The organism is Pseudomonas sp. GW531-T4 (assembly GCF_017349615.1).
Taxonomy (GTDB): domain Bacteria; phylum Pseudomonadota; class Gammaproteobacteria; order Pseudomonadales; family Pseudomonadaceae; genus Aquipseudomonas; species Aquipseudomonas chlororaphis_I.
This window is the reverse complement of the sequence record NZ_JACMZT010000025.1, coordinates 1-21,227: the sequence shown is the minus strand read 5'-3', so window position 1 is coordinate 21,227 and position 21,227 is coordinate 1. Positions and strand designations below refer to the sequence as shown.

Annotated in this window: 19 protein-coding genes; 12 read left to right on the top strand and 7 right to left on the bottom strand. The window is 66.3% G+C overall.

Features of this window, described 5'->3' with window-relative positions; all coding sequences use genetic code 11:
- Nucleotides 1-32 precede the first annotated feature (32 nt).
- Nucleotides 33-4,904: an NAD-glutamate dehydrogenase gene (locus J4D28_RS19615; RefSeq protein WP_103330973.1), complete on the top strand. Its 4,872-nt coding sequence runs from the start codon at nt 33-35 to the stop codon at nt 4,902-4,904.
- Nucleotides 4,905-5,199: 295 nt separating this feature from the next.
- Here the strand turns inward: J4D28_RS19615 and J4D28_RS19610 are convergent, their stop codons facing one another.
- The 3 genes from J4D28_RS19610 to J4D28_RS19600 form a co-directional block, all read right to left on the bottom strand.
- Nucleotides 5,200-5,622, bottom strand: a complete 423-nt coding sequence (locus J4D28_RS19610) for a cupin domain-containing protein (RefSeq protein ID WP_103330974.1) — start codon at nt 5,620-5,622, stop codon at nt 5,200-5,202.
- Nucleotides 5,623-5,719: 97 nt separating this feature from the next.
- A complete protein-coding gene (locus J4D28_RS19605) occupies nt 5,720-6,001 on the bottom strand; it encodes a putative quinol monooxygenase (protein WP_009048752.1) in 282 nt (93 codons plus the stop codon).
- 181 nt (nt 6,002-6,182) lie between these two features.
- Nucleotides 6,183-7,616 (bottom strand): PLP-dependent aminotransferase family protein, encoded by a 1,434-nt coding sequence (locus J4D28_RS19600; RefSeq protein WP_103330975.1) that lies wholly within the window; start codon nt 7,614-7,616, stop codon nt 6,183-6,185.
- A gap of 329 nt (nt 7,617-7,945) precedes the next feature.
- Here J4D28_RS19600 and J4D28_RS19595 point away from each other — a divergent pair, with 329 nt between their 5' ends.
- Nucleotides 7,946-8,386 (top strand): carboxymuconolactone decarboxylase family protein, encoded by a 441-nt coding sequence (locus J4D28_RS19595; RefSeq protein WP_103330976.1) that lies wholly within the window; start codon nt 7,946-7,948, stop codon nt 8,384-8,386.
- A gap of 36 nt (nt 8,387-8,422) precedes the next feature.
- A complete protein-coding gene (locus J4D28_RS19590; RefSeq protein ID WP_103330977.1) occupies nt 8,423-9,052 on the top strand; it encodes an FMN-dependent NADH-azoreductase in 630 nt (209 codons plus the stop codon).
- A gap of 119 nt (nt 9,053-9,171) precedes the next feature.
- On the opposite strand, the gene J4D28_RS19585 is transcribed toward J4D28_RS19590, so the two are convergent.
- On the bottom strand, nt 9,172-9,519 hold the full coding sequence (locus J4D28_RS19585) for a hypothetical protein (RefSeq protein WP_038632110.1): 348 nt from the start codon (nt 9,517-9,519) through the stop codon (nt 9,172-9,174).
- A 281-nt stretch (nt 9,520-9,800) separates the two neighbouring features.
- Here J4D28_RS19585 and J4D28_RS19580 point away from each other — a divergent pair, with 281 nt between their 5' ends.
- From J4D28_RS19580 to J4D28_RS19570, 3 genes are read left to right on the top strand one after another with little or no spacing between them, the layout of a single operon-like run.
- Nucleotides 9,801-10,415 carry an STN domain-containing protein gene (locus J4D28_RS19580; protein ID WP_080684176.1) on the top strand — a complete coding sequence of 205 codons (615 nt, stop codon included), beginning with the start codon at nt 9,801-9,803 and terminating at the stop codon, nt 10,413-10,415.
- On the top strand, nt 10,412-10,957 hold the full coding sequence (locus tag J4D28_RS19575; RefSeq protein ID WP_009048758.1) for an RNA polymerase sigma factor: 546 nt from the start codon (nt 10,412-10,414) through the stop codon (nt 10,955-10,957). Before J4D28_RS19580 ends, J4D28_RS19575 begins: the two co-directional genes overlap by 4 nt.
- A 39-nt stretch (nt 10,958-10,996) precedes the next feature.
- Complete coding sequence (locus J4D28_RS19570; protein WP_016704691.1) at nt 10,997-11,947, top strand: FecR domain-containing protein; 951 nt, start codon at nt 10,997-10,999, stop codon at nt 11,945-11,947.
- Nucleotides 11,948-12,145: 198 nt separating this feature from the next.
- Here the strand turns inward: J4D28_RS19570 and J4D28_RS19565 are convergent, their stop codons facing one another.
- Both J4D28_RS19565 and gspH read right to left on the bottom strand, forming a co-directional pair.
- Entirely contained in the window at nt 12,146-12,769 is a 624-nt protein-coding gene (locus J4D28_RS19565) for a type II secretion system protein J (protein WP_103330978.1), read from the bottom strand.
- Nucleotides 12,766-13,227, bottom strand: a complete 462-nt coding sequence (gene gspH / locus J4D28_RS19560; RefSeq protein ID WP_063430399.1) for a type II secretion system minor pseudopilin GspH — start codon at nt 13,225-13,227, stop codon at nt 12,766-12,768. The genes J4D28_RS19565 and gspH overlap by 4 nt, the downstream gene beginning before the upstream one ends.
- Nucleotides 13,228-13,335: 108 nt before the next feature.
- Here gspH and J4D28_RS19555 point away from each other — a divergent pair, with 108 nt between their 5' ends.
- Nucleotides 13,336-13,767, top strand: a complete 432-nt coding sequence (locus J4D28_RS19555; protein ID WP_009048762.1) for a type II secretion system protein N — start codon at nt 13,336-13,338, stop codon at nt 13,765-13,767.
- A gap of 177 nt (nt 13,768-13,944) precedes the next feature.
- Here the strand turns inward: J4D28_RS19555 and gspI are convergent, their stop codons facing one another.
- A complete protein-coding gene (gene gspI / locus J4D28_RS19550; protein ID WP_103330979.1) occupies nt 13,945-14,373 on the bottom strand; it encodes a type II secretion system minor pseudopilin GspI in 429 nt (142 codons plus the stop codon).
- Nucleotides 14,374-14,521: 148 nt separating this feature from the next.
- On the opposite strand from gspI, the gene gspG reads away from it, so the two are divergent.
- Genes gspG through gspD form a run of 5 tightly spaced genes read left to right on the top strand, consistent with a single transcriptional unit; the run spans nt 14,522 to nt 20,159 of the window.
- On the top strand, nt 14,522-15,001 hold the full coding sequence (gspG, locus tag J4D28_RS19545; RefSeq protein WP_009048764.1) for a type II secretion system major pseudopilin GspG: 480 nt from the start codon (nt 14,522-14,524) through the stop codon (nt 14,999-15,001).
- Between the two features lie 8 nt (nt 15,002-15,009).
- Nucleotides 15,010-15,993, top strand: coding sequence for a type II secretion system minor pseudopilin GspK (gene gspK, locus J4D28_RS19540; RefSeq protein ID WP_016704696.1), 984 nt, complete (start codon nt 15,010-15,012; stop codon nt 15,991-15,993).
- A complete protein-coding gene (gspL, locus tag J4D28_RS19535) occupies nt 15,990-17,183 on the top strand; it encodes a type II secretion system protein GspL (protein ID WP_103330980.1) in 1,194 nt (397 codons plus the stop codon). Before gspK ends, gspL begins: the two co-directional genes overlap by 4 nt.
- On the top strand, nt 17,176-17,742 hold the full coding sequence (gene gspM / locus J4D28_RS19530) for a type II secretion system protein GspM (protein ID WP_053268930.1): 567 nt from the start codon (nt 17,176-17,178) through the stop codon (nt 17,740-17,742). Before gspL ends, gspM begins: the two co-directional genes overlap by 8 nt.
- A complete protein-coding gene (gene gspD / locus J4D28_RS19525; protein ID WP_103330981.1) occupies nt 17,739-20,159 on the top strand; it encodes a type II secretion system secretin GspD in 2,421 nt (806 codons plus the stop codon). Before gspM ends, gspD begins: the two co-directional genes overlap by 4 nt.
- The last annotated feature ends 1,068 nt before the right edge of the window (nt 20,160-21,227 follow it).

Genomic DNA, 21,227 nt, shown 5'->3' with positions numbered 1-21,227 from the left:
CATCAATAACAAGCCCAAGCGGAGTACCACAGATGGCGTTCTTCACCGCAGCCAGCAAGGCCGACTTCCAGCACCAACTGCAAGCGGCACTGGCGCAGCACATCAGTGAACAGGCACTGCCACAAGTGGCGCTGTTCGCTGAACAATTCTTCGGCATCATTTCTCTGGACGAACTCACCCAGCGTCGGCTGTCCGACCTGGCGGGCTGCACCCTTTCTGCCTGGCGCCTGCTTGAGCGCTTCGACCACGCGCAACCGCAAGTGCGCGTCTACAACCCCGATTACGAACGTCATGGCTGGCAGTCGACCCACACCGCGGTCGAAGTGCTGCACCATGACCTGCCGTTCCTGGTGGACTCGGTCCGCACCGAGTTGAACCGCCGCGGCTACAGCATCCACACCCTGCAGACCACCGTGCTGAGCGTGCGTCGCGGGAGCAAGAACGAGCTGCTGGAAATCCTGCCCAAGGGCACCCAGGGCGAAGGCATCCTGCAAGAATCGCTGATGTACCTGGAGATCGACCGCTGCGCCAACACCGCCGAGCTCAATGTGCTGAGCAAGGAACTGGAGCAGGTGCTCGGCGAAGTGCGCGTCGCCGTCGCCGATTTCGAGCCGATGAAAGCCAAGGTCCAGGAACTGATCGATGGCATCGGCAACAGCCAGTTCGAGATCGACGCCGATGAAAAGGGCGAGATCAAGAGCTTCCTGGAATGGCTGGTGGGCAACCACTTCACCTTCCTCGGCTACGAAGAGTTCGTGGTGCGCGAAGACCAGCACGGCGGCCATATCGAGTACGACCAGGACTCCTTCCTCGGCCTGACCAAGCTGCTGCGCGCCGGCCTCACCGTCGACGACCTGCGCATCGAAGACTACGCCGTGAATTACCTGCGCGAACCGACGCCGCTGTCGTTCGCCAAGGCCGCGCACCCAAGCCGCGTGCACCGTCCGGCCTACCCGGACTACGTGTCGATCCGCCAGATCGATGCCGACGGCAATGTGATCAAGGAATGCCGCTTCATGGGCCTGTACACCTCGTCGGTGTACGGCGAAAGCGTGCGGGTGATTCCTTATATCCGCCGCAAGGTGGAAATCATCGAACAGCGTTCCGGCTTCCAGGCCAAGGCGCACCTGGGCAAGGAACTGGCCCAGGTCCTCGAAGTGCTGCCCCGCGACGACCTGTTCCAGACCCCGGTCGACGAGCTGTTCAACACCGTGATGTCGATCGTGCAGATCCAGGAACGCAACAAGATCCGCGTGTTCCTGCGCAAGGACCCCTACGGTCGTTTCTGCTACTGCCTGGCCTATGTGCCGCGCGACATCTATTCCACCGAAGTGCGGCAGAAGATCCAGCAGGTGCTGATGGATCGCCTGAAGGCCACCGACTGCGAGTTCTGGACCTTCTTCTCCGAGTCCGTGCTGGCGCGCGTGCAACTGATCCTGCGGGTCGACCCGAAGAACCGCATCGACATCGACCCGCTGCTGCTGGAAAAAGAAGTGGTGCAGGCCTGCCGCAGCTGGCAGGACGACTACGCCGCCCTGACCGTCGAAAGCTTCGGCGAAGCCCACGGCACCAACGTCCTGGCCGACTTCCCGAAAGGCTTCCCGGCCGGCTACCGCGAGCGCTTCGCCGCGCATTCGGCGGTGGTCGACATGCAGCACCTGTTGAGCCTGTCCGAGGCCAACCCGCTGGTGATGAGCTTCTACCAGCCGCTGACCCAGTCCACCAGCCAGCCGCTGCTGCACTGCAAGCTGTACCACGCCGATACCCCGCTGGCGCTGTCCGACGTGCTGCCGATCCTGGAAAACCTCGGCCTGCGCGTGCTCGGCGAGTTCCCGTATCGCCTGCGTCACGCCAGCGGCCGTGAGTTCTGGATCCACGACTTCGCCTTCACCGCGGCCGAAGGCCTGAACCTGGATATCCAGCAGCTCAACGACACCCTGCAGGATGCCTTCGTCCACATCGTCCGTGGCGATGCCGAGAACGATGCGTTCAACCGCCTGGTGCTGACCGCCGGCCTGCCATGGCGCGACGTCGCGCTGCTGCGTGCCTACGCCCGTTACCTGAAGCAGATCCGCCTGGGCTTCGACCTGGGTTACATCGCCAGCACCCTGAACAACCACACCGATATCGCCCGCGAGCTGACCCGGTTGTTCAAGACCCGCTTCTACCTGGCGCGCAAGCTCACCGGCGATGACCTGGAAGACAAGCAGCAACGCCTGGAGCACGCGATCCTCACCGCCCTGGACGATGTCCAGGTGCTCAACGAAGACCGCATCCTGCGTCGCTACCTGGACCTGATCAAGGCCACCCTGCGGACCAACTTCTACCAGACCGACGCCAACGGTCATAACAAGTCGTACTTCAGCTTCAAGTTCAACCCGCACCTGATTCCAGAGCTGCCCAAGCCGGTGCCGAAGTTCGAGATCTTCGTCTACTCGCCGCGTGTCGAAGGCGTGCACCTGCGCTTCGGCAACGTCGCTCGCGGCGGCCTGCGCTGGTCCGACCGTGAAGAAGACTTCCGTACCGAAGTCCTCGGCCTGGTAAAAGCCCAGCAAGTGAAGAACTCGGTGATCGTGCCGGTGGGCGCCAAGGGCGGCTTCCTGCCGCGTCGCCTGCCACTGGGCGGCAGCCGGGACGAGATCGCGGCCGAGGGCATCGCCTGCTACCGCATTTTCATCTCCGGCCTGCTGGACATCACCGACAACCTGAAGGACGGCGTCCTGGTGCCGCCGGCCAACGTGGTGCGTCACGACGACGATGACCCGTACCTGGTGGTGGCGGCGGACAAGGGCACTGCGACCTTCTCCGACATCGCCAACGGCATCGCCATCGACTACGGCTTCTGGCTGGGCGACGCGTTCGCTTCCGGCGGTTCCGCCGGCTACGACCACAAGAAGATGGGCATCACCGCCAAGGGCGCGTGGGTCGGCGTGCAGCGCCACTTCCGCGAGCGCGGCATCAATGTCCAGCAAGACAGCATCACCGTGGTAGGCGTCGGCGACATGGCCGGCGACGTGTTCGGCAACGGCTTGCTGATGTCCGACAAGCTGCAACTGGTCGCGGCCTTCAACCACCTGCATATCTTCATCGATCCGAATCCGGATCCGGCCACCAGCTTCGCTGAACGCCAGCGCCTGTTCGACCTGCCGCGTTCGGCCTGGAGCGACTACGACACCAGCATCATGTCCGAAGGCGGCGGCATCTTCTCGCGCAGCGCGAAGAGCATCGCCATCTCGCCGCAGATGAAAGAACGCTTCGACATCCAGGCCGACAAGCTGACCCCGACCGAGCTGCTCAACGCCTTGCTCAAGGCGCCGGTGGACCTGTTGTGGAACGGCGGTATCGGTACTTATGTGAAAGCCAGCAGCGAAAGCCACGCCGATGTCGGCGACAAGGCCAACGATGCGCTGCGGGTCAACGGCAACGAGCTGCGCTGCAAGGTGGTGGGCGAGGGCGGCAACCTCGGCATGACCCAGCTGGGGCGTGTGGAGTTCGGCCTCAATGGCGGCGGTTCCAACACCGACTTCATCGACAACGCCGGTGGCGTGGACTGCTCCGACCACGAAGTGAACATCAAGATCCTGCTCAACGAAGTGGTGCATGCCGGCGACATGACCGACAAGCAACGCAACCAGTTGCTGGCGAGCATGACCGACGAAGTCGGTGGCCTGGTGTTGGGCAACAACTACAAGCAGACCCAGGCCCTGTCCCTGGCGGCCCGTCGCGCCTTCGCGCGGATCGCCGAGTACAAGCGCCTGATGAGCGACCTGGAAGGCCGTGGCAAGCTGGACCGCGCCATCGAGTTCCTGCCGTCGGAAGAGCAGCTCAACGAGCGCGTCGCCGCCGGCCACGGGTTGACCCGTCCGGAACTGTCGGTGCTGATCTCCTACAGCAAGATCGACCTCAAGGAGCAGTTGCTCAATTCCCTGGTACCGGACGACGACTACCTGACCCGCGACATGGAAACCGCGTTCCCGCCGACCCTGGTCAGCAAGTTCGCCGAAGCCATGCGCCGTCACCGCCTCAAGCGCGAGATCGTCAGCACCCAGATCGCCAACGACCTGGTCAACCACATGGGCATCACCTTCGTGCAGCGCCTGAAGGAGTCCACTGGCATGAGCCCGGCCAACGTGGCGGGTGCCTATGTGATTGTGCGTGACATCTTCCATCTCCCGCACTGGTTCCGCCAGATCGAAGCCCTGGACCACCAGGTCTCGGCCCAGGTGCAGCTGGAGCTGATGGACGAGCTGATGCGCCTTGGCCGTCGCGCCACCCGCTGGTTCCTGCGCAGCCGTCGCAACGAGCAGGATGCCGCGCGTGACGTCGCGCACTTCGGTCCGCACCTGGCGGCGTTGGGCCTCAAGCTCGACGAACTGCTGGAAGGCCCGACCCGTGAAGGCTGGCAGACCCGCTACACCGCCTACGTCGAAGCCGGCGTGCCTGAGCTGTTGGCGCGCATGGTGGCAGGTACCACCCACCTGTACACCCTGTTGCCGATCATCGAGGCCGCGGATGTCACCGGGCACGACGCCGCCGATGTGGCCAAGGCCTACTTTGCCGTGGGCAGCGCCCTGGACCTGCCGTGGTACCTGCAGCAGATCAGCGATCTGCCGGTGGCCAACAACTGGCAGGCCCAGGCACGCGAAGCCTTCCGCGACGACGTGGACTGGCAGCAGCGGGCGATCACCATCTCGGTCCTGCAAATGGCCGACGCGCCAGAAGACATGGAAGCCCGCGTGGCCCTGTGGCTGGAGCAGAACCAGAGCATGGTCGAGCGCTGGCGCGCGATGCTGGTGGAAATCCGTGCCGCCAGCGGCACCGACTACGCCATGTACGCGGTGGCCAACCGCGAACTGCTGGACCTGGCCATGAGCGGTCAATCGGGCCTTGTAGCGGCGGCCTGATCGAGCGGTAAATGAAAAGCCCCGTATCGCGAGATACGGGGCTTTTTTATGGTCTCGCGAAATGTTGTAGCCGCTGCCGCAGGCTAGGATCGAGCGGAACGCTCGCAAGGGGCTCAAGGTCCTGCAGCAGCGGCTACAAAAAAACGCGGCTTCTGTAGGAGCGAAGCTTGCTCGCGATCCGCGCAGCGGCCAGACGCCTTTTTATCGGCTTGGCCTTGTGCTGTTTGTACTGAGGTCATCGCGGGCAAGCCTCGCTCCTACAGAAAAAAATGTACTCCGCACAGCGGCCAGGCGCTTACTGCTGCAACGGCGTCAGCACCTCATCCTTGGTGTCCTTGAGCACGAACACCAGCAGCCTGGCTGGTTTGCTGGTGCTGGCGTTGGCCGACACCGGGTGCTGCGAGCCGGCCGGTTCGTACCAGGATTCGCCCGCCTTGTAGGTGATGGCCGGCTCGTCGTTGACCCGCGAGGTGATCTCGCCTTCGAGCACATAGGCCAGGGCCGCGCCCTTGTGCATGTGCGGCACCGTGGCCTGGCCCGGCGCGTAGTCGACAGTGAGCATCAGCGCGGTCTTGCCCGGCAGGTTGCTCAGGGCATGCTCCTGGAGGATCTTGAGTTTCTCCTGGCCGTACTCCGGCTCATGGGCGGCGGCGCCCAGGGAGGTGAGCAGGGTCAGGCCGGCGAGGGCGCAGGTCAGGGCAGCGAGGGTCTTCTTCATGGTCGGTTTCTCCGGTGCGAAAGGGGCCGACTCAAGGTAAGCCCGCTGGCGCGACCGGCCTATAACCAATCCCGGCAAAGAAGCGCAGACCAATGCCTCAGTGTTCGAAGTCGAGGGCGCAGGCCAGGCGGCTGGCCAGCAGGTCGATGAAGCCCTGGGCCGCCGGCAGATGGAAATGCGCCTGCATCTCGGCCACCGAGCGCCACTGGCCGCGCACGGTCCAATGCCGGGGATCCTCGACGCTGCGGCGAGCGGTGTACTCCAGGCAACCGGGGGCCTCGCGCAGGGCGGCGAGGAGTGTTGTCAAATGCTGGTCAAGTTCATCCGAACGGCCTTGGGCGGCTCGGATCTGCACGATATTGATGGCTGGACTGGACATCTCGAACCCCCCACGACCTGTAGCCGCTGCCGCAGGCTGCGATCGGCTTGGGCGGCACTGCGACGTAGCAGGTGCAGGGGCTCAAGATCGCAGTTGCAGTCACGGCGTTTGCTGGAGGCTCAGAATAAGGCCAGGAGATTGCAACGAAAATAACCAATCCCCGGGAAAAGCCCGGGGCCAATCAGGCAATCTGTTGCAGGATGTCACGGACCTTGTCCAGGGCCGGGTCGATGTCCAGGGTCTCGATGGCGCCAAAGCCGATGAACAGCCCGTCCCTGGCCGGCTCCTGATCATAGAAGCCGTGCAGCGGGTAGAGCCCGACCTCGACCTTCTTCGCCAGCTCCAGCAGCAGCGGGATGTTCACCGGCACCTTGCACAGTGCCGCCATGTGGAAGCCGGCGGTGGACGGCACCGCTTGCAGCCAGGGCGAGAGGTCGCCGTTCAGGCGCCGCAGGATGCGCTCGCGGCGCCCGGCGTACACCGTGTGGCAGCGGCGGATGTGCTTGAGCAGGTAACCCTCGGCGATGAACTTGGCCAGCGCCCATTGCGGCAGGGTCGAGGTGTGACAGTCGGTGAGGCGCTTGGCCTTGATCACCGCGCCGAGAATCGCCGGCGGCAGTACCGCATAGCCCAGGCGCAGCTGCGGCAGCATGGTCTTGGAGAAGGTCCCGACATAGGCCACCACGCCACGTTTATCCAGGCTTTGCAGGGAGTCGGTGGGCCGCCCCTCGTAGCGGAACTCGCTGTCGTAATCGTCCTCGATGACAATCGCCCCCAGCTGCCGCGCCCGCTCCAGCAGGGCCTCGCGTCGGGCCTGGCTCATGGGCATGCCCAGCGGGAACTGGTGGGACGGGGTGACGTAGATCAGCCGCACGCCGTCGGGAATCCGCTCGACCTGGATGCCCTCATCATCCACCGGCACGCCGATCACCGTCGCGCCCTGGGCGCTGAACAGCAGGCGCGCCGGGGTGTAGCCGGGGTCTTCCATGGCCACCAGGCTGCCGGGTTCCAGCACCACCCGGGCGATCAGGTCCAGGGCCTGTTGCGCGCCGTTGCAGACCACGATGTCGGCGTCGCTGCAAACCACGCCGCGGGAGAACGACACATGCCCGGCAATCGCGCTGCGCAGCGCCGGCAGGCCTTCCGGCTGGCTGTAGAAACCGCCGCTCTGGGCGATCCGCCGCAAAGCGTCCTGGGTGCAGCGCCGCCATTCTTCCTGGGGGAACTGATTGCGGCTGGTGGCGCCGCCGATGAACTCGTAGCGCGAGGTGCCTTCCAGGGTCGGGTGGCGCAGGGGCGAGGGCAGCTCGCGCCATTTTTCCAGGCTCTGCGCGCAGGCCAGGTCGGCGGCGCTCTGCTTGGCTTCGACCTTCACCGGGCGGGCATTGACGAAGGTGCCGCGGCCGATCCTGCCGATCAGGAAGTTCTCGTAGGTCAGCAGGCTGTAGGTGTCCGACACCGTCTTGCGCGAGATTCCCAGTTGCTCGGCCAGCAGGCGGCTCGGCGGCAACTGGGCGCCCGCCGCCAGTCGCCCGGATTCGATGGCGGCGCGCAGTTGCCGATACAGCTGGTCGGCCAGGTCCTTGCGCCCGTTGATGACGACATGCAGTTCCATCGATGACATTCCAAAACGATCAGTGCCCGCCAGATTACCCGCCCGGCCGGGTTTGGTGTAGCGGGCCTGGTATCGGGATTGGCCTGAGATCCTGGCGCGTACTGCGTACGCGATCGCAGCCTTCGGCAGCGGCTACAGGGTGCGACGCTGCCTTCGGACCGGGCGGTGTAGCCGCTGCCGCAGGCTGCGATAAGCCCGCAGGGCTTCGGCGGGATCAAGTCCGACACAGGTCCGGTGGACTGCCGATAAACCCGCGGATTGGCTATAGGGACAGCCCAGCACGGCCCTTAGGCTAGGAAGAACACAAACGCACGCTTACGGTGACCCCGATGGAACCCCGCCTGGACTACTACAGCGCCTCGCCGGAAGCCCTCAAGGGCCTGTTGATGCTCGAGGCAGAAACCTTCGGCCTGTCCATCGAGAAGCCGCTGCTGGAGCTGATCAAGATCCGCGTCTCGCAACTCAACCACTGCGCGTTCTGCACCGACATGCACGCGGTGCAGGCGCGCCAGAACGGCGAGAGCGAGCGGCGCCTGTACGCCCTGAGCGTATGGTGCGACTCGGGGTTGTTCAGCCCGCGGGAACGCTCGGCCCTGGCCTGGAGCGAGTCGGTGACCCTGTTGTCCGACCCTGCGGTGCCGGATGAATTGTTCCAGGCGGTGCGCGGCGAATTCAGCGAGCGCGAGCTGGTCGACCTGACCGTCGCGGTGGCCGCCATCAACTGCTGGAACCGCCTCGCCGTGGCGTTCCGCCAACAGCCCAGCGTTTAGCCCAGATATCTTTCAACCCAAGCAAGGTAATGCTCAATGAAACTGCTGCACGTCGATGCCAGCTCCAAAGGTGAACGCTCCAACTCCCGGGCCCTGGGCCGCTACTTCATCGAACGGCTGCAAGGCCAGGGCGTCGACCTGGAGATCGACTACCTGGACCTGGCGGTGGATACGCCGCCCCACGTCAGCGAGGCCTTCGCCATCGCCACCTACACCGCTCCCGAGGCCCGCACGCCGCAGATGCGCCAGACCCTGGCGGCCTCGGATGCCCTGTGCCAGCGGGTGATGGACGCCGATGCCTGCCTGTTCGCCATGCCGATGTACAACTGGTCGATGCCCTCGACCTTCAAGGCCTTTATCGACAGCATCACCCGCACCGAGCTGACCTACCTCAATACCCCGGACGGCATCGTCGGCCAGCTGACCCGGCAGAAGGTGCTGTTCCTCACCAGCCGTGGCGCCGACCTGCGCCCGGGCAATCCCATGGCCTGGATGGACGCGTTGACCCCGGCGCTGAAGGCCGCCTTTGCCTTTATCGGTGTGCAGAACCCAGTGTTCGTCGATGCCCAGCCGCTGCAATTCGCCAACCCCGAAGCCCGCGAGCAAGCCCTGGAACGGGCAAGAGCGGAGCTGGAGATGGTGGCGCGGCAGTGGGCGGGGGTGTAACCGCAGCAACGACGGCTGCGCCGTCTATCGCGAGCAAGCTTCGCTCCTACAGAGGCTGATGGTGCCCCCGTAGGAGCGAGGCTTGCCCGCGATAGGGCCCGAAAGGCCAGCGCAAAAACCTAAGGCCGCTGCGGCTTCACCGAAGTGCCGAAGGTATTGCCCATCCGCGTGCTGGTGGCCGCCGGGGTGGACAGGCCCATCTGGTTTGGCGGGCGCTTGTGGATCGGCACCTGCATGGCTTCCTGGTTCTTCTGCTCGGCCTTGGCGCCGTCGGGGTTGTTGCCCATCTGCTTGCTCAGGCAGCCGTAGTCCGGGGCCTTGTAGCCCCCCACGCTGACGTCGATGCAACCCTCTGTGGGCGCTTTGCCAGGCGCCGCGGCGGGCGCCTCGACCGGCGTAGCGGCGTGGCCGGCCAGCGGCAGGGTGCCGAGCATCAGGCTGGCGACAAGGGTGCAAAGCTGTTTCATCGGGGGCCTCCTGGCGGGCCCGGGAGGGGCCGTTGCGGTCCTTGAGTGTAGAGCAAGGCGGGTGGCGAAAAAGTGATGGTTTTTTTGCGGGTGCCGTAACACCAGATTCATAAACTGGCCTCAGGATGACGGTTTTCAGGGACAGGTCAGCCGTGCAGCGACGCCGAGCAAAGGTCGGGTATCGGTCTTTCTTTCACGCGAGGTTCGCGCGCAGGGGGCTTGCGCTGCTGCTGGCGCTGGCTGCCTGCGGCGGGTTGTGGGCGGCGCCATCTGCGCCGCCGATGGTGGATTCGCACCGGCTGCTGGACCTGAACATCGCCGCGCAAGACCTGGCCGAAGCGCTGGAACTGTTCAGCCGCTCGACCGGGATGGCGGTGCTGGTGGATCGCGAGCTGACCCGAGGGCGCCGCTCGGTACGGGTCCAGGGGCGCTACAGCGCCCGGGATGCCCTGAGTCGCCTGCTGACAGGAAGTGGTTTGATGGCCCGTTACGCCCGTTCCGATGCCTTTACCCTGCAAGTCGCCCAGCTCAGCGATGCGCCTGCCCCCAAGGGCGCGGGCGGCAACGCCGGGACCTGGGCCAGCGACAGTTTCGCCAGTGCCCTGCAACGCGCGGTGGAGGCCGGCCTGTGCCGTTCGGAACTGACCCGGCCGGGTCGCTATCGCGCGGTGCTGCAACTGTGGATCGACCGTGGCGGGCATATCGAGCACAGCCGCCTGGTCACCACCACCGGCGATCTGCGGCGCGACGAGGCGCTGGTGCAGAGCCTGAGCGAGACCTGGGTCGAGCGGCCCGCACCGAGTTCGCTGCGCCAGCCAGTGACCTTGCTTCTGATACCCGACAGCGCAGGAAAACGCATGGATTGCAGACAACGCCAAGGAGCCTCCGGGGCATGAAGAATACCGGGCACAGTGCGATGGTCAGGCTGTTCCTGACCTCCTACGACGACTTCAAGGTGCGTCTGCGCCGGCGCCTGGGCTCGGAAGACCTGGCCAACGATGTGCTGCACGAAACCTACCTGCGGGTCGACCGCATGGAAGAGCCGCCGAACCTGGCCCAGCCCAATGCCTACCTCTATCGCATGGCCCTGAACATCGCCGCCGACCGCCGCCAGGCCGATGCCCGGCTGCTCACCGGCAGCGAGGTCGAGGAGCTGTTGCAGATCAGCGACGAAGCCCTGGACCCGTCGCGGGTGGTGGGCGGGCAGAAGGAAATCCAGTCGCTGCTCAAGGCGCTCTACGAACTGCCGGCGCGCCGGCGCAAGATCTTTATCGCCGCGCGCCTGGAGGAGGCGCCGCACCTGGAAATCTCCCAGCGCTTCGGCATTTCGACACGGATGGTCGAGAAGGAAATCAAGGCGGCCCTGGGCCACTGCGCTTCGCGCCTTGAAAGAAAAGTGATTCAGCGGTTCGGTCCCGGCGCCGGAAAACCGTCCTAGTCACTAAAGGCCCCGATTAATCCGTGAGTACCCGCACGCTTGAACATCTTTAGCATCTCCACTTCTCGGGCGACACCGGACCACCGGCTGCGCAACGAGGCCCAGGACTGGCTGCTCCTGCTGACCTCGGGGCGGGCCACCGCGGCCGACGCCCGGGCCTTGCAGCAGTGGTGCGCGCAGAGCCCGCAGCATGCCGAGGCCTTCGAGCAGGCCAAGTTGCTGTGGCACAGCCTGAAACCGGCCGCCGAACAATGCCAGCAGCAGGCCCAGCCGCGGCGCTTCGGGCGCCGGGCCTTTCTCGGTGGGGCGCTGGCGGCCTCGGTGGCGCTGGTGGCGGTGCGGGTCTCGGTGCCGGGCGGTTTTGCCGGGCTGAGCGCCGACTACCGCACCGAAGTCGGCGAGCAGCGCCGGGTCGAACTGGAAGACGGGCTGAGCCTGGAACTCAACACCCAGACCCGCATCAGCCGGCGCGAGCTGGCGCAAGGCGGGCAGGGCATCGAACTGCTCGAAGGCGAGGTCGAGGTGTCGAGCCAGGGCGCGCTACCGGTGCGGGTCCAGGCCGGCAACGGCTGGCTGAGCGCTTCCCAGGCTCGTTTCAATGTGCGCAATATCAACCACAGCGTCTGCGTGACCTGCATCGATGGCGCGCTGCAGGTCGAGGTCGCGGGCCGGCTGATCCGCCTGGACAGCGGTCGCCAGCTGACCTACGACAGCCGCCAGGTCGGCGAGCCGACGGCCGTGGACCCGACGGCGGTGATCGCCTGGCGTGAGCAGGTGCTGGTGTTCGACAACGCCACCCTCAATACGGTGATCGACGAGATCAACCGCTACCGCCCGGGCATGCTGGTGCTGCTCAACGCCGAGCTGGGCAAGCGCAAGGTGCAGGCGCGTTTCAATCTCAACCAGCTGGCCGGCGTGGCCCTGCTGATCCGCGACGCCTACGGCGCCAAATGCACTGAGTTGCCGGGCGGCGTGGTGTTGTTGAGTTGAAGCACAAAACCGGTAGGCGCGACGCTGGCTCGCGATAGCGTCCGTTCCGGCCAACCGCGTTGCCTGGATCGCGGGCAAGCCTCGCTCCTACAGAATCGCCGTCGACCCGTAGCCGCTGCATTAACTGCTTTGCCGCTGTAGCCGTTGTAGCCGCTACGCTCCGCAGCGGCTACAACGGCATCCAGCCTGATGCGGCAATCACTCCAACGGCCCCAGCACCTGGCGATAACGTTCTTCGCCTTGGGGTGTTTGCCGCACCAGGCGGATTTCCAGGCCCGGTGGGTTTTCCTTGCGGTTGCCGCTGAGCTGGCGCCAGCCCTTGTCCCGATCCCAGACCCGCAGCTGCAAGTCGCTGACATGCTCCAGCACCGCCACGGCGTTTTTCGGCGCGGGCAGCGGGTAACGGTCGCGGGCCGGCGCCGCTGCGCGGTACAGGGTGTCGCCCTTGAGCCACCAGCGCACCCGTTGCAGGCCGTCGCCGGGCGTCGCCGCGGTGCGGATCACATCCAGGCGGAAGGTGCCGCTGTCGGCGCTGCGCACGGTCAGGGCCGCCGGCACATCGCTGGCTTCGGCGTCGCTTCCCGCCGGCACCGGCTCCATCAATTCCACGCTGGCCCGCAGCGCCACGTCCCGTTCCAGCTGGTGCAGGGTGCGCAGCAGCTCCTCGGTCTGCTCGCTGCTGGCCTGCAAATGGCTGTCGGCCCGGCTGACGCTGTCCAGCCCGCGCCAGGCGATCACGCTGACCACCGCCATCAGCAGGATCGCTACCATCACCTCGATCAGGGTAAAGCCGCCTTGCCGCTGGTTGATCCGGGTCCTCATGGCAGCGCCACCACCCGCACCACGCCGGTGGCGGTGCGTTGCACCGTCAGGCTGTGCCGGCCGTCGGACAGTTGCACCTGCAGCGGCGCGTCTATCCATTCGGCGTTGAGCACCAGCCGCGGGCCGGGCTCGATGCGCACTTTGATCGACGGGCTTTCCCAGGGCCGCGGGCGCAGCTGCGGGTCGTCCTTGAACTGGTCGAGGCCGCGGCCGTCGTCGCTGGGCCGGCTGAAGGCGAAGCCCTTGGCATCCGCCCGCCAGCTGATGGGCCGACCATCCACGCGCGCCTCGGCCTGGGCCACCTGGAGCAACTGGGCCAGGCGCTCGGCGTCCTTGCGCAGGCCCTGCAGCGGGTCGGGGCGGATGCTCAGGCTGATGGCGGCGCTGGCGATCCCGATGATCACCAGCACCACCATCAGCTCGATCAGGGTGAAGCCCTGTTGTCGGGATGGGGTCATGGGGCGCGCCTCCTGTGCGTCGCTTTTCATCCTGCCCGGTGAATGTGAAATAAAAACGTGACCATTGCGCGCTAGGCTGCGAAGACGGACAAACAGGAGGTCCTTGCCATGGCATTCGTCCATCGATTTTCCCCGCCGCAGCTGGTGCAGTCCGTGGCCCTGCTGGCGATCGTGGCCGGGGTGGCGACCTGGTCGTCGCTGCTGCTGACCCCCGCCGAGTCGCGCACCCCGCAGGCGCCGCCGCAAGCCCTGGCCGCCCAGGCCCAGAGCCCGGCGCAGCAGTGGTTTTCCAACCAGCCGCTGGCGCTGGACATCAAGGTCACCGGGTTGATGGCCAGCCCTCGCGGCGCGGTGGCGATTCTCAGCCTCAACGACGCGCCGCCGCGCAGCTTCCTGGTGGGCGAGCGCCTGGCCCAGGGCGTGCAGCTGGTGGCCATCGAAGGCGACGGGGTGGTGATCGAACGCGGCGGCGAGCGCTCGCGGCTGGATGTCAGCAAGTTGCCGGAGAGTCCGGCGTTGCCGGTGCTGATCCGCCAGTGACGACCCTGTCGAAAAGTGCCTGGTTAAACAGATTCCTGATAGTAGCGGGGCCCTTGTAGGAGCGAGCTTGCTCGCGATGGACGTTAACGATAACGCGTGTGGATTGGATGAACGCGGCGCTCTCAGGTCCATCGCGAGCAATCGAGCGTCGACCGGCTGCTCCTACAGGGTTAATCCTTAACGATTGGGGTTCTTCGGCACCCGCGCGACCAGGGTGTCCAGGCGCGCCAGGGGCGGGGCCTCGCGGCTGCGGTCGAGGACCAGCACGCTGACCCGGGACAGCCGCGGATCGGGGCTGGGGGCGATGTTCTGCTCGCAGCGCAGCTTGAGCCGGCCCTGGTCGCACTCGATGTTCTTGGTCCCGGGCGGCAGGCGGCCTTCCAGGCGCAGTTCCGCCAGGCGCGACTGGGCCGCCAGCAGGGCGATGGATCTATCCCGCAGCAAACCGTTGCTCTGGGTCATCAACCCGGCCACGCGGATCGCCGCCGACATGGCCACGGCGATGATCGCCAGCGCCACCAGCACCTCGATCAGGGTGAAACCCCGTTGTTTAGTGGCTGGCCGTCTGGCGGATCGTTTGGGTAGTGGCTGGCGTGGCCCCGGCATGGACGTCTCGTGGCGCAAAGGAAGGTTTTCAGCCTAACCGGCAAATTTGACCGATTGGCTACGGAGGCTCCCGAGCAACGTCAATATCACTGACATATTTTCTTGTAACACTGCCCGACGAATCGAAATCAAGCCAAGGAACGTCGAGATGGATGTCGTGCGCTTCACGTCACACCCCCAGCCTCATCTTCAGCCCCGCCGCCAGCCCCGTCGCCCGCGCGGCCAGGGCGGTTTCACCCTGATCGAGATCATGGTGGTTGTGGTCATTCTCGGGATCCTGGCCGCGATGGTGGTGCCTAAGGTGCTCGACCGTCCGGACCAGGCCCGGGCCACCGCGGCCAAGCAGGACATTGGCGGGCTGATGCAGGCCCTCAAGCTCTATCGCCTCGACCACGGCACCTACCCGAGCATGAACCAGGGCCTGAAAGTGCTGGTGGAACGCCCGGCGGACGCCAAGAACAGCAACTGGCGCTCCTACCTGGAACGCCTGCCCAACGACCCTTGGGGCCGTCCTTACCATTACCTGAACCCGGGGGCCAACGGCGAAGTGGATGTGTTCTCCCTGGGGGCCGACGGCCAGCCAGACGGTGACGGCGTGAATGCCGATATCGGCTCCTGGCAGCTGTAAGCGCCGCCATGACAGCCCGTTCGCCGACAGCGGCGAAACAGCGTGGCATGGCCATTATCAGCGCCTTGTTGATCGCCGCCGTGGTGGCGGTGATCGCCGGCGGCATGCTGACCCGCCAGACTCTGTTCACCCGTGGATTGGAAAGCGAGCAGTTGCGAGTCCAGGGTAGCTGGCAGCTGCAGGGCGGCATGGAAGTCAGCCGCCAGCGCCTGTGGGAAGACCGCCAGCGCGACGTGCTGACCCGCCTCGACCAGAACTGGGCGCGGCCGATCCAGCTCGCGGCCCTGGGCCCGGGCGCCGGGCCGTTCGAAGGTCGGCTGGAGGACGAGCAGAGCAAGTTCAACCTGCGCAACCTGCTGGCCAACGATCGCCTCGACCCGTTGCAGATAGAGAATTTCCAGCGCCTGTGCGAGCTGCTCGGGGTCAACGCGACCCTGGGCCAGCGCATCAGCCAGCGGGTGATCGCCTCCTACCCACGCCTGTTGAGCCCGGAAGGCACAGCGGCGCCGGCCAATAGTGGTTTTCGGAGCGGCCGCGACACCTCGCCCGAGGCTGCGCGCAAACCGCTGCTGGCCAAGCAGCCGATGCTGCGCAGCCTAGACGACCTGCTGGGGGTCAATGGCGTCGATGAAAAGCTGCTGGCGCGCCTGGAACCCTTTGTCACCATCCTGCCGGCCAATACCTGGGTCAACGGCAATACCGCCAGCGCCGAAGTGCTCGCCGCGACTGTGCCAGGGCTGGCGCTGCCGCGGGCCAAGGCGCTGATCGCCGAACGCGACAGCGGCCAGTGGTTCATCAATCAGGGCGACTTTATCAACCGCCTGCGCATGCCGCAGGTACCGGCGGACGCGGTGCGGGTCGGCATCACCAGCGAGTGGTTCCGCCTGCAAGGCCAGGCCCGCGGCGAGCGGCGCCGGGTCAAGCTGCTGGCCTTGCTGCACCGCAGCGAAGACAACATGCCGCGGGTGATCTGGTCGCGGGTGGGCGTATGAGCCGCTTGCGCGTCAGCCTGCCGCCCTTGCACACACTGACGGCCGAGAGCCGGGTGAGCTTTGCCCGGCTCCAGGTTAAGGAAGGCCAGGTCCAGGAAGCCGGCGAAGCCAGCCTGATGCAGTTGGGGCAGGTGCCCAAGGCGCCGGCCGTGGAGTGTTTCCTGCACCCCGAGGACAGCCTGCTGGCGAGCATAGAGCTGCCGGCCCTGGCGCCGGCCAAGGTCAGCGCGGCGGTGGCCTGCGCCGCCCAGGCGCTGATTCTCGGCCACAGCGACAGCCTGTACGTGGCCCACAGCCCGCGCGACAGCGACGGTCAGGTGCACATCAGCTGGTTGCCACGCGAAGCGCTGGCGCGGCTGGGCCAGGTGCTGGAGCAGGCCGGCCTGAAACTGCGCGGCCTGTACCCGGCGCCCTATGCCTTGCCGGTGCCGGCGGCGGGCCAGTTGACCGCCGGCCTGCAAGACCAGCACCTGTTGCTGCGCCACAGCCCGCAGCAGGGCAGTGTGCAGCCGCTGCCGGAAGACGCCTTGCAGGCGTTGCTGGCCAACGGCGCCGGGTTGCAATGGGTGGGCGAGGCGGCCCCGCAAGGGGCGCTGGAGCAACTGCCGGACAGCTGTCGCTGGACCGGCCAGGCACCCGCCTGGGGCCTGCATGGTGGGGTGCAGAACAACAGCGCTCGCCAACAGGGCTGGGGCCGTGCCGCGGCGCTGTGCGCGGTGGCGCTGATGGTCTGGACCCTGGGCCTGAACCTCTACGCCGCGCGCCAGGCGGCCCAGGGCCAGCAGCTCAAGGCGCAGATGAGCCAACGGGTGCAGCAGGTGTTCCCGGAATTGCCGGTGATCCTCAACCCCCTGCAACAGGCGCGTCAGCAACTGGCGGCGCGCCAGAGCGGGGCCAGCGGCGACGCCCCGCAAAGCTTCAACAGCCTGGTGCAGCAGGCGAGCAACGCCATGCCTTTCGTGATCGGTGGGGTCGAGCAACTGAATTACCAGAACGGCGAGTTGCAGCTGAGCCTGCTCAGCGACACCCGCGTCCCCGCACCCGACAGCGGCTGGCAGGGCCTGCTGACCCAGGCCGGGCTCGAAGCCAGCCCCGGCGACCAGGGCTGGACCCTGCGTGCGGCCACAGGCATGGCGACCGGCGCGGTGCCGATGGAAGCCGACGACAGCGAGGAAGACGAGGATGAATAAGCTGAACCTCAGCCATTACCGCCAGCGCTGGCAGCGCCAGGCCGCCCAGGCACAGCTGTACTGGAACGGCCTGGCCCTGCGCGAGAAACGCCTGCTGGCCGGCGCGGCGGCGGTACTGGGCGGCCTGCTGGTGTGGTTGGTGCTGATCGAGCCGGCGCTGAAAAAGATCGATTACTGGCAGGCCGAGATCCCCAAGCTGCGCTCCCAGTCCGAAGCCCTGGAGCTGGTGCTGCACCAGGCCGGCGGGCCCCGTGGCGGCGAGGCGGGGCAGAGCCTGGAGCAGTCCTTGCGCCAGACCCTGGATGCCGCCGGCCTGCAGGGGCTGTACCAGTTGCAGCTGGCGGGCGAGGGCGAGTCCCAGGCCTGGCACTTGAGTTTTCAAGAGGCCCCGGCGGATGCCGTGGTCGGTTGGCTGCTGGGCAATCCCCGGCAGTTTTCCCTGGAAGTGGTAGAGGCCCGCCTGCAACGCGCAGGGGCGGCCGACATCGATGGCACGGCAGGCAAACTGTCCGGAACCGTTCGCATGGATCAGGCGCTTGGCGCTAAGGAAGCTTCATGAAGTGGTCAGGTTCTTTTTACGCCCGCCAATCGCGCAAGGCGCTGCCCTTGCTCCTGCTGGGGCCGCTGGCCCTGGCGCTGGCGGCGTGCAGTAACAACAAGGAGCCACAGCCACCGTTGCTGGTGGACAGCGAACTGGGGCGGCCCCTGGGCGAGACCAATCGCAGTGGCGGCGACGTGGTGGCCGAGCGGGAGAGGGCCCAGGCGCAACAGACCCAGCGTCCCAAATACCAGCATCCGATCAGCCGTGCGGGACGCGCCCCCGGTGCTCCCGCGGCCAGCAGCACGGTGGTGCGCAATCCCCTGGGCGACCAGCCGGTGCGCCTGAACTTCGTCGACGTCGATATCCAGGCCGTGGTCCGGGCCCTGGCACGTTCCACCGGCCAGCAGTTCCTGGTGGACCCGCGGGTAAAGGGCAACCTGACCCTGGTCAGCGAAGGCGAAGTGCCGGCCCACCAGGCCTACGACATGCTGCTGGCGGCCCTGCGCATGCAGGGCTTCAGCGTGGTGGATGTCGGCGGCGTGGCCCAGGTGGTGCCGGAAGCCGACGCCAAGCTGCTCGGCGGGCCGATCTACAACGCCGGCAAGCCGTCGGCCAACGGCATGCTGACCCGCACCTTCCGGCTGCAGTACGAAAACGCGGTGAACCTGATCCCGGTGCTGCGCCCGATCGTGTCGCCGAACAACCCGATCAACGCCTACCCGGGCAACAACAGCATCGTCATCACCGACTACGCCGAGAACCTCACCCGGGTGGCGCAGATCATCGAAGGCATCGACATCCCCAGTGCCCTGGACACCGACGTGGTGCCGGTGCAGAACGGCATCGCCGTGGACATCGCCGGCATGGTCTCCGAACTGCTGGAAACCCAGGGCGCCGACCCGACCCAGAAGGTCAGCGTGGTCGGCGACCCGCGTTCCAACTCGATCATCATCCGTACCGGCAGCCCCGAGCGCACCGAGCTGGCGCGCAACCTGATCTACAAGCTGGACAATGCCCAGAGCAACCCGAGCAACCTGCACGTGGTGTACCTGCGCAACGCCCAGGCCGGCAAGCTGGCCCAGGCCCTGCGCGGCCTGCTCACCGGCGAGAGCGACAGCGGCACCGGCGACAACGCACGGGCCATGCTCGGCAGCATGGGCGGCATGAGCCAGGGCGGCAGTTCCAGCAGCGGCCAGAGCGGCAGCACCAGTTCCACCAGTGGCAGCTCCAGCCTCAGCGGCGGCAGCTCCGGCAGCGGTTATGCCCAGGGCGGCAGCTCCAGTAGCCAGGGCGGCACCCAGGCGTCCGACCAGAACACCGCCTTCAGCGCCGGCGGCGTGACCATCCAGGCCGATGCCACCACCAACACCTTGCTGATTTCCGCGCCGGAACCGCTGTACCGCAACCTGCGGGAAGTCATCGACATGCTCGACCAGCGCCGCGCCCAGGTGGTGATCGAGAGCCTGATCGTCGAAGTCAACGAAGACGACGCCGCCGAATTCGGCGTGCAGTGGCAGACCGGCAACCTGGGGGGCAGCGGCGTCATCGGCGGCGCCAACCTGGGCGGCAGCGGCCTCAACCTCAATGGCAAGACCAGCGTCGACGTGCTGCCCCAGGGCCTCAACGTCGGCCTGGTCAACGGCACCGTGGACATCCCCGGGATCGGCAAGATCCTCGACCTCAAGGTGCTGGCCCGGGCCCTGAGGAGCAAGGGCGGGAACAACGTGCTGTCGACCCCGAACCTGCTGACCCTGGACAACGAAGCGGCGAGCATCTTCGTCGGCCAGACCATTCCCTTCGTCACCGGCAGCTACGTTACCGGCGGTGGCGGCAACAGCAATAACCCGTTCCAGACCGTACAGCGCGAAGAGGTGGGCCTGAAGCTGAATGTGCGGCCACAGATTTCCGAAGGTGGCACGGTCAAGCTCGACATCTATCAGGAGGTCAGCAGCGTCGACCAGCGCGCCTCGGTGCAGGCCGGCACCGTGACCAACAAACGGGCGATCGACACCAGCATCCTGCTCGACGACGGCCAGATCATGGTCCTCGGCGGCCTGCTGCAGGATGGCTATAGCCAGAGCAACAACGCGGTGCCGTGGCTGTCGACCCTTCCCGGGATCGGCGCGCTGTTTCGTAACGAAAGCCGCTCGACCAACAAGACCAACCTGATGGTGTTCCTACGCCCCTACATCATTCGCGACAGCGCCGCGGGGCGCAGCATCACCCTCAACCGCTACGACTTCATGCGCCGCGCCCAGGGCGGCCTGCAGCCGGACCGCAGTTGGGCCATGCCGGACATGCAGGCGCCGCAACTGCCGACGGCGGAGCAGGGGGTGCCGGGTGGGCCGGGTGTTGTGCCGGTGTCGTCGCCAGTGCCGGGGGCGGGCTCCGGGCAGGTGCCGAGGGCGAGGATCAGGGCGGTGCCGGTGCAATGAGTTCGCATGTTGCGTTTACACGCCCGGCGTCTGGTGCGCTGGGTGATGGGGTACATATCCGTTGCTGCGGTCACGGCGGCTTAGGGTTCCGCCCTTACGGCGGGTCACTTTGGAAGAGCGCCAAAGTAACCAAAGCGCTTCGCCCCTCCATTCGGTGCCTCGCTAAGGCTCGGCATGCCCTCACTCCGGCATTGCTCCGGGGGCCCGCCGCCACAGGCCATCCATGGCCTGGGGCGGCTAGCGCGGCATCCCTGCCGCGCTACCCCCTGCGCAACGCCTGCGTTCGGCCTCTGGGAAAGGGGCGGGTAGATCAAGAGCGAGAGCCACAGCAAAAGCAAGAGCTAAGCGCGTTTTACGCGCTTCTTGTAGCCGCTGCCGAAGGCTGCGATCGGGCGCGCAGCGCACGCCAAACCAGACGGCGCGGTGTATCAGGCAGATCGAGGCGCATGGTTTTGCGTCTGCTTCGCAGCCGATCGCAGCCTGCGGCAGCGGCTACAGAAATCAGCGCCAAATCCAGGCCGACCGGCAGGTCGCCTCGCATTGCTTTTGATTTTCTTGCCCCGTCGGAAGGTGGAGTAGAGATTCTGCGCAATGGGCAACTCGACAAGGATGCCGAATTAGCCACCCCAGGCCGTGGATGGCCTGCAGCAGCTACAGGGATCAGCGCCAAATCCAGGCCGGCCGGTAGGCCGCCTCGCATTGCTTTTGGTTTTCTTGCCCCGTCGGGAGGCCGAGTGGAGGTTCTGCGCAGTGGGCAACTCGGCAGGGATGCCGAGTTAGTCACCCCAGGCCGCGGATGGCCTACGGCGGCTACAGGGAACGTGTTCTCAGACAGGCCGACCGGCAGGTCGCCTCGCATTGCTTTTGATTTTCTTGCCCCGTCGGGAGGCCGAGTGGAGGTTCTGCGCAGTGGGCAACTCGGCAGGGATGCCGAGTTAGCCGCCCCAGGCCGTGGATGGCCTGCAGCGGCTACAGGGAACGTGTTCTCAGACAGGCCGACCGGCAGGTCGCCTCGCGTTGTTTTTGATTTTCTTGCCCCGTCGGGAGGCCGAGTGGAGGTTCTGCGCA

Coding starts and splice junctions, on each gene's coding strand:
- gspD (WP_103330981.1), top strand. CDS start 17,739: ATGAAGTGGTCAGGTTCTTTTTACGCCCGCCAATCGCGCAAGGCGCTG.
- gspM (WP_053268930.1), top strand. CDS start 17,176: ATGAATAAGCTGAACCTCAGCCATTACCGCCAGCGCTGGCAGCGCCAG.
- J4D28_RS19605 (WP_009048752.1), bottom strand. CDS start 6,001: ATGTCCAGTCCAGCCATCAATATCGTGCAGATCCGAGCCGCCCAAGGC.
- J4D28_RS19595 (WP_103330976.1), top strand. CDS start 7,946: ATGGAACCCCGCCTGGACTACTACAGCGCCTCGCCGGAAGCCCTCAAG.
- J4D28_RS19555 (WP_009048762.1), top strand. CDS start 13,336: ATGGCATTCGTCCATCGATTTTCCCCGCCGCAGCTGGTGCAGTCCGTG.
- J4D28_RS19600 (WP_103330975.1), bottom strand. CDS start 7,616: ATGGAACTGCATGTCGTCATCAACGGGCGCAAGGACCTGGCCGACCAG.
- J4D28_RS19565 (WP_103330978.1), bottom strand. CDS start 12,769: ATGAGGACCCGGATCAACCAGCGGCAAGGCGGCTTTACCCTGATCGAG.
- J4D28_RS19575 (WP_009048758.1), top strand. CDS start 10,412: ATGAAGAATACCGGGCACAGTGCGATGGTCAGGCTGTTCCTGACCTCC.
- J4D28_RS19610 (WP_103330974.1), bottom strand. CDS start 5,622: ATGAAGAAGACCCTCGCTGCCCTGACCTGCGCCCTCGCCGGCCTGACC.
- gspI (WP_103330979.1), bottom strand. CDS start 14,373: ATGCCGGGGCCACGCCAGCCACTACCCAAACGATCCGCCAGACGGCCA.
- J4D28_RS19585 (WP_038632110.1), bottom strand. CDS start 9,519: ATGAAACAGCTTTGCACCCTTGTCGCCAGCCTGATGCTCGGCACCCTG.
- gspK (WP_016704696.1), top strand. CDS start 15,010: ATGACAGCCCGTTCGCCGACAGCGGCGAAACAGCGTGGCATGGCCATT.
- J4D28_RS19590 (WP_103330977.1), top strand. CDS start 8,423: ATGAAACTGCTGCACGTCGATGCCAGCTCCAAAGGTGAACGCTCCAAC.
- J4D28_RS19615 (WP_103330973.1), top strand. CDS start 33: ATGGCGTTCTTCACCGCAGCCAGCAAGGCCGACTTCCAGCACCAACTG.
- gspH (WP_063430399.1), bottom strand. CDS start 13,227: ATGACCCCATCCCGACAACAGGGCTTCACCCTGATCGAGCTGATGGTG.
- J4D28_RS19580 (WP_080684176.1), top strand. CDS start 9,801: ATGGTGGATTCGCACCGGCTGCTGGACCTGAACATCGCCGCGCAAGAC.
- gspG (WP_009048764.1), top strand. CDS start 14,522: ATGGATGTCGTGCGCTTCACGTCACACCCCCAGCCTCATCTTCAGCCC.
- gspL (WP_103330980.1), top strand. CDS start 15,990: ATGAGCCGCTTGCGCGTCAGCCTGCCGCCCTTGCACACACTGACGGCC.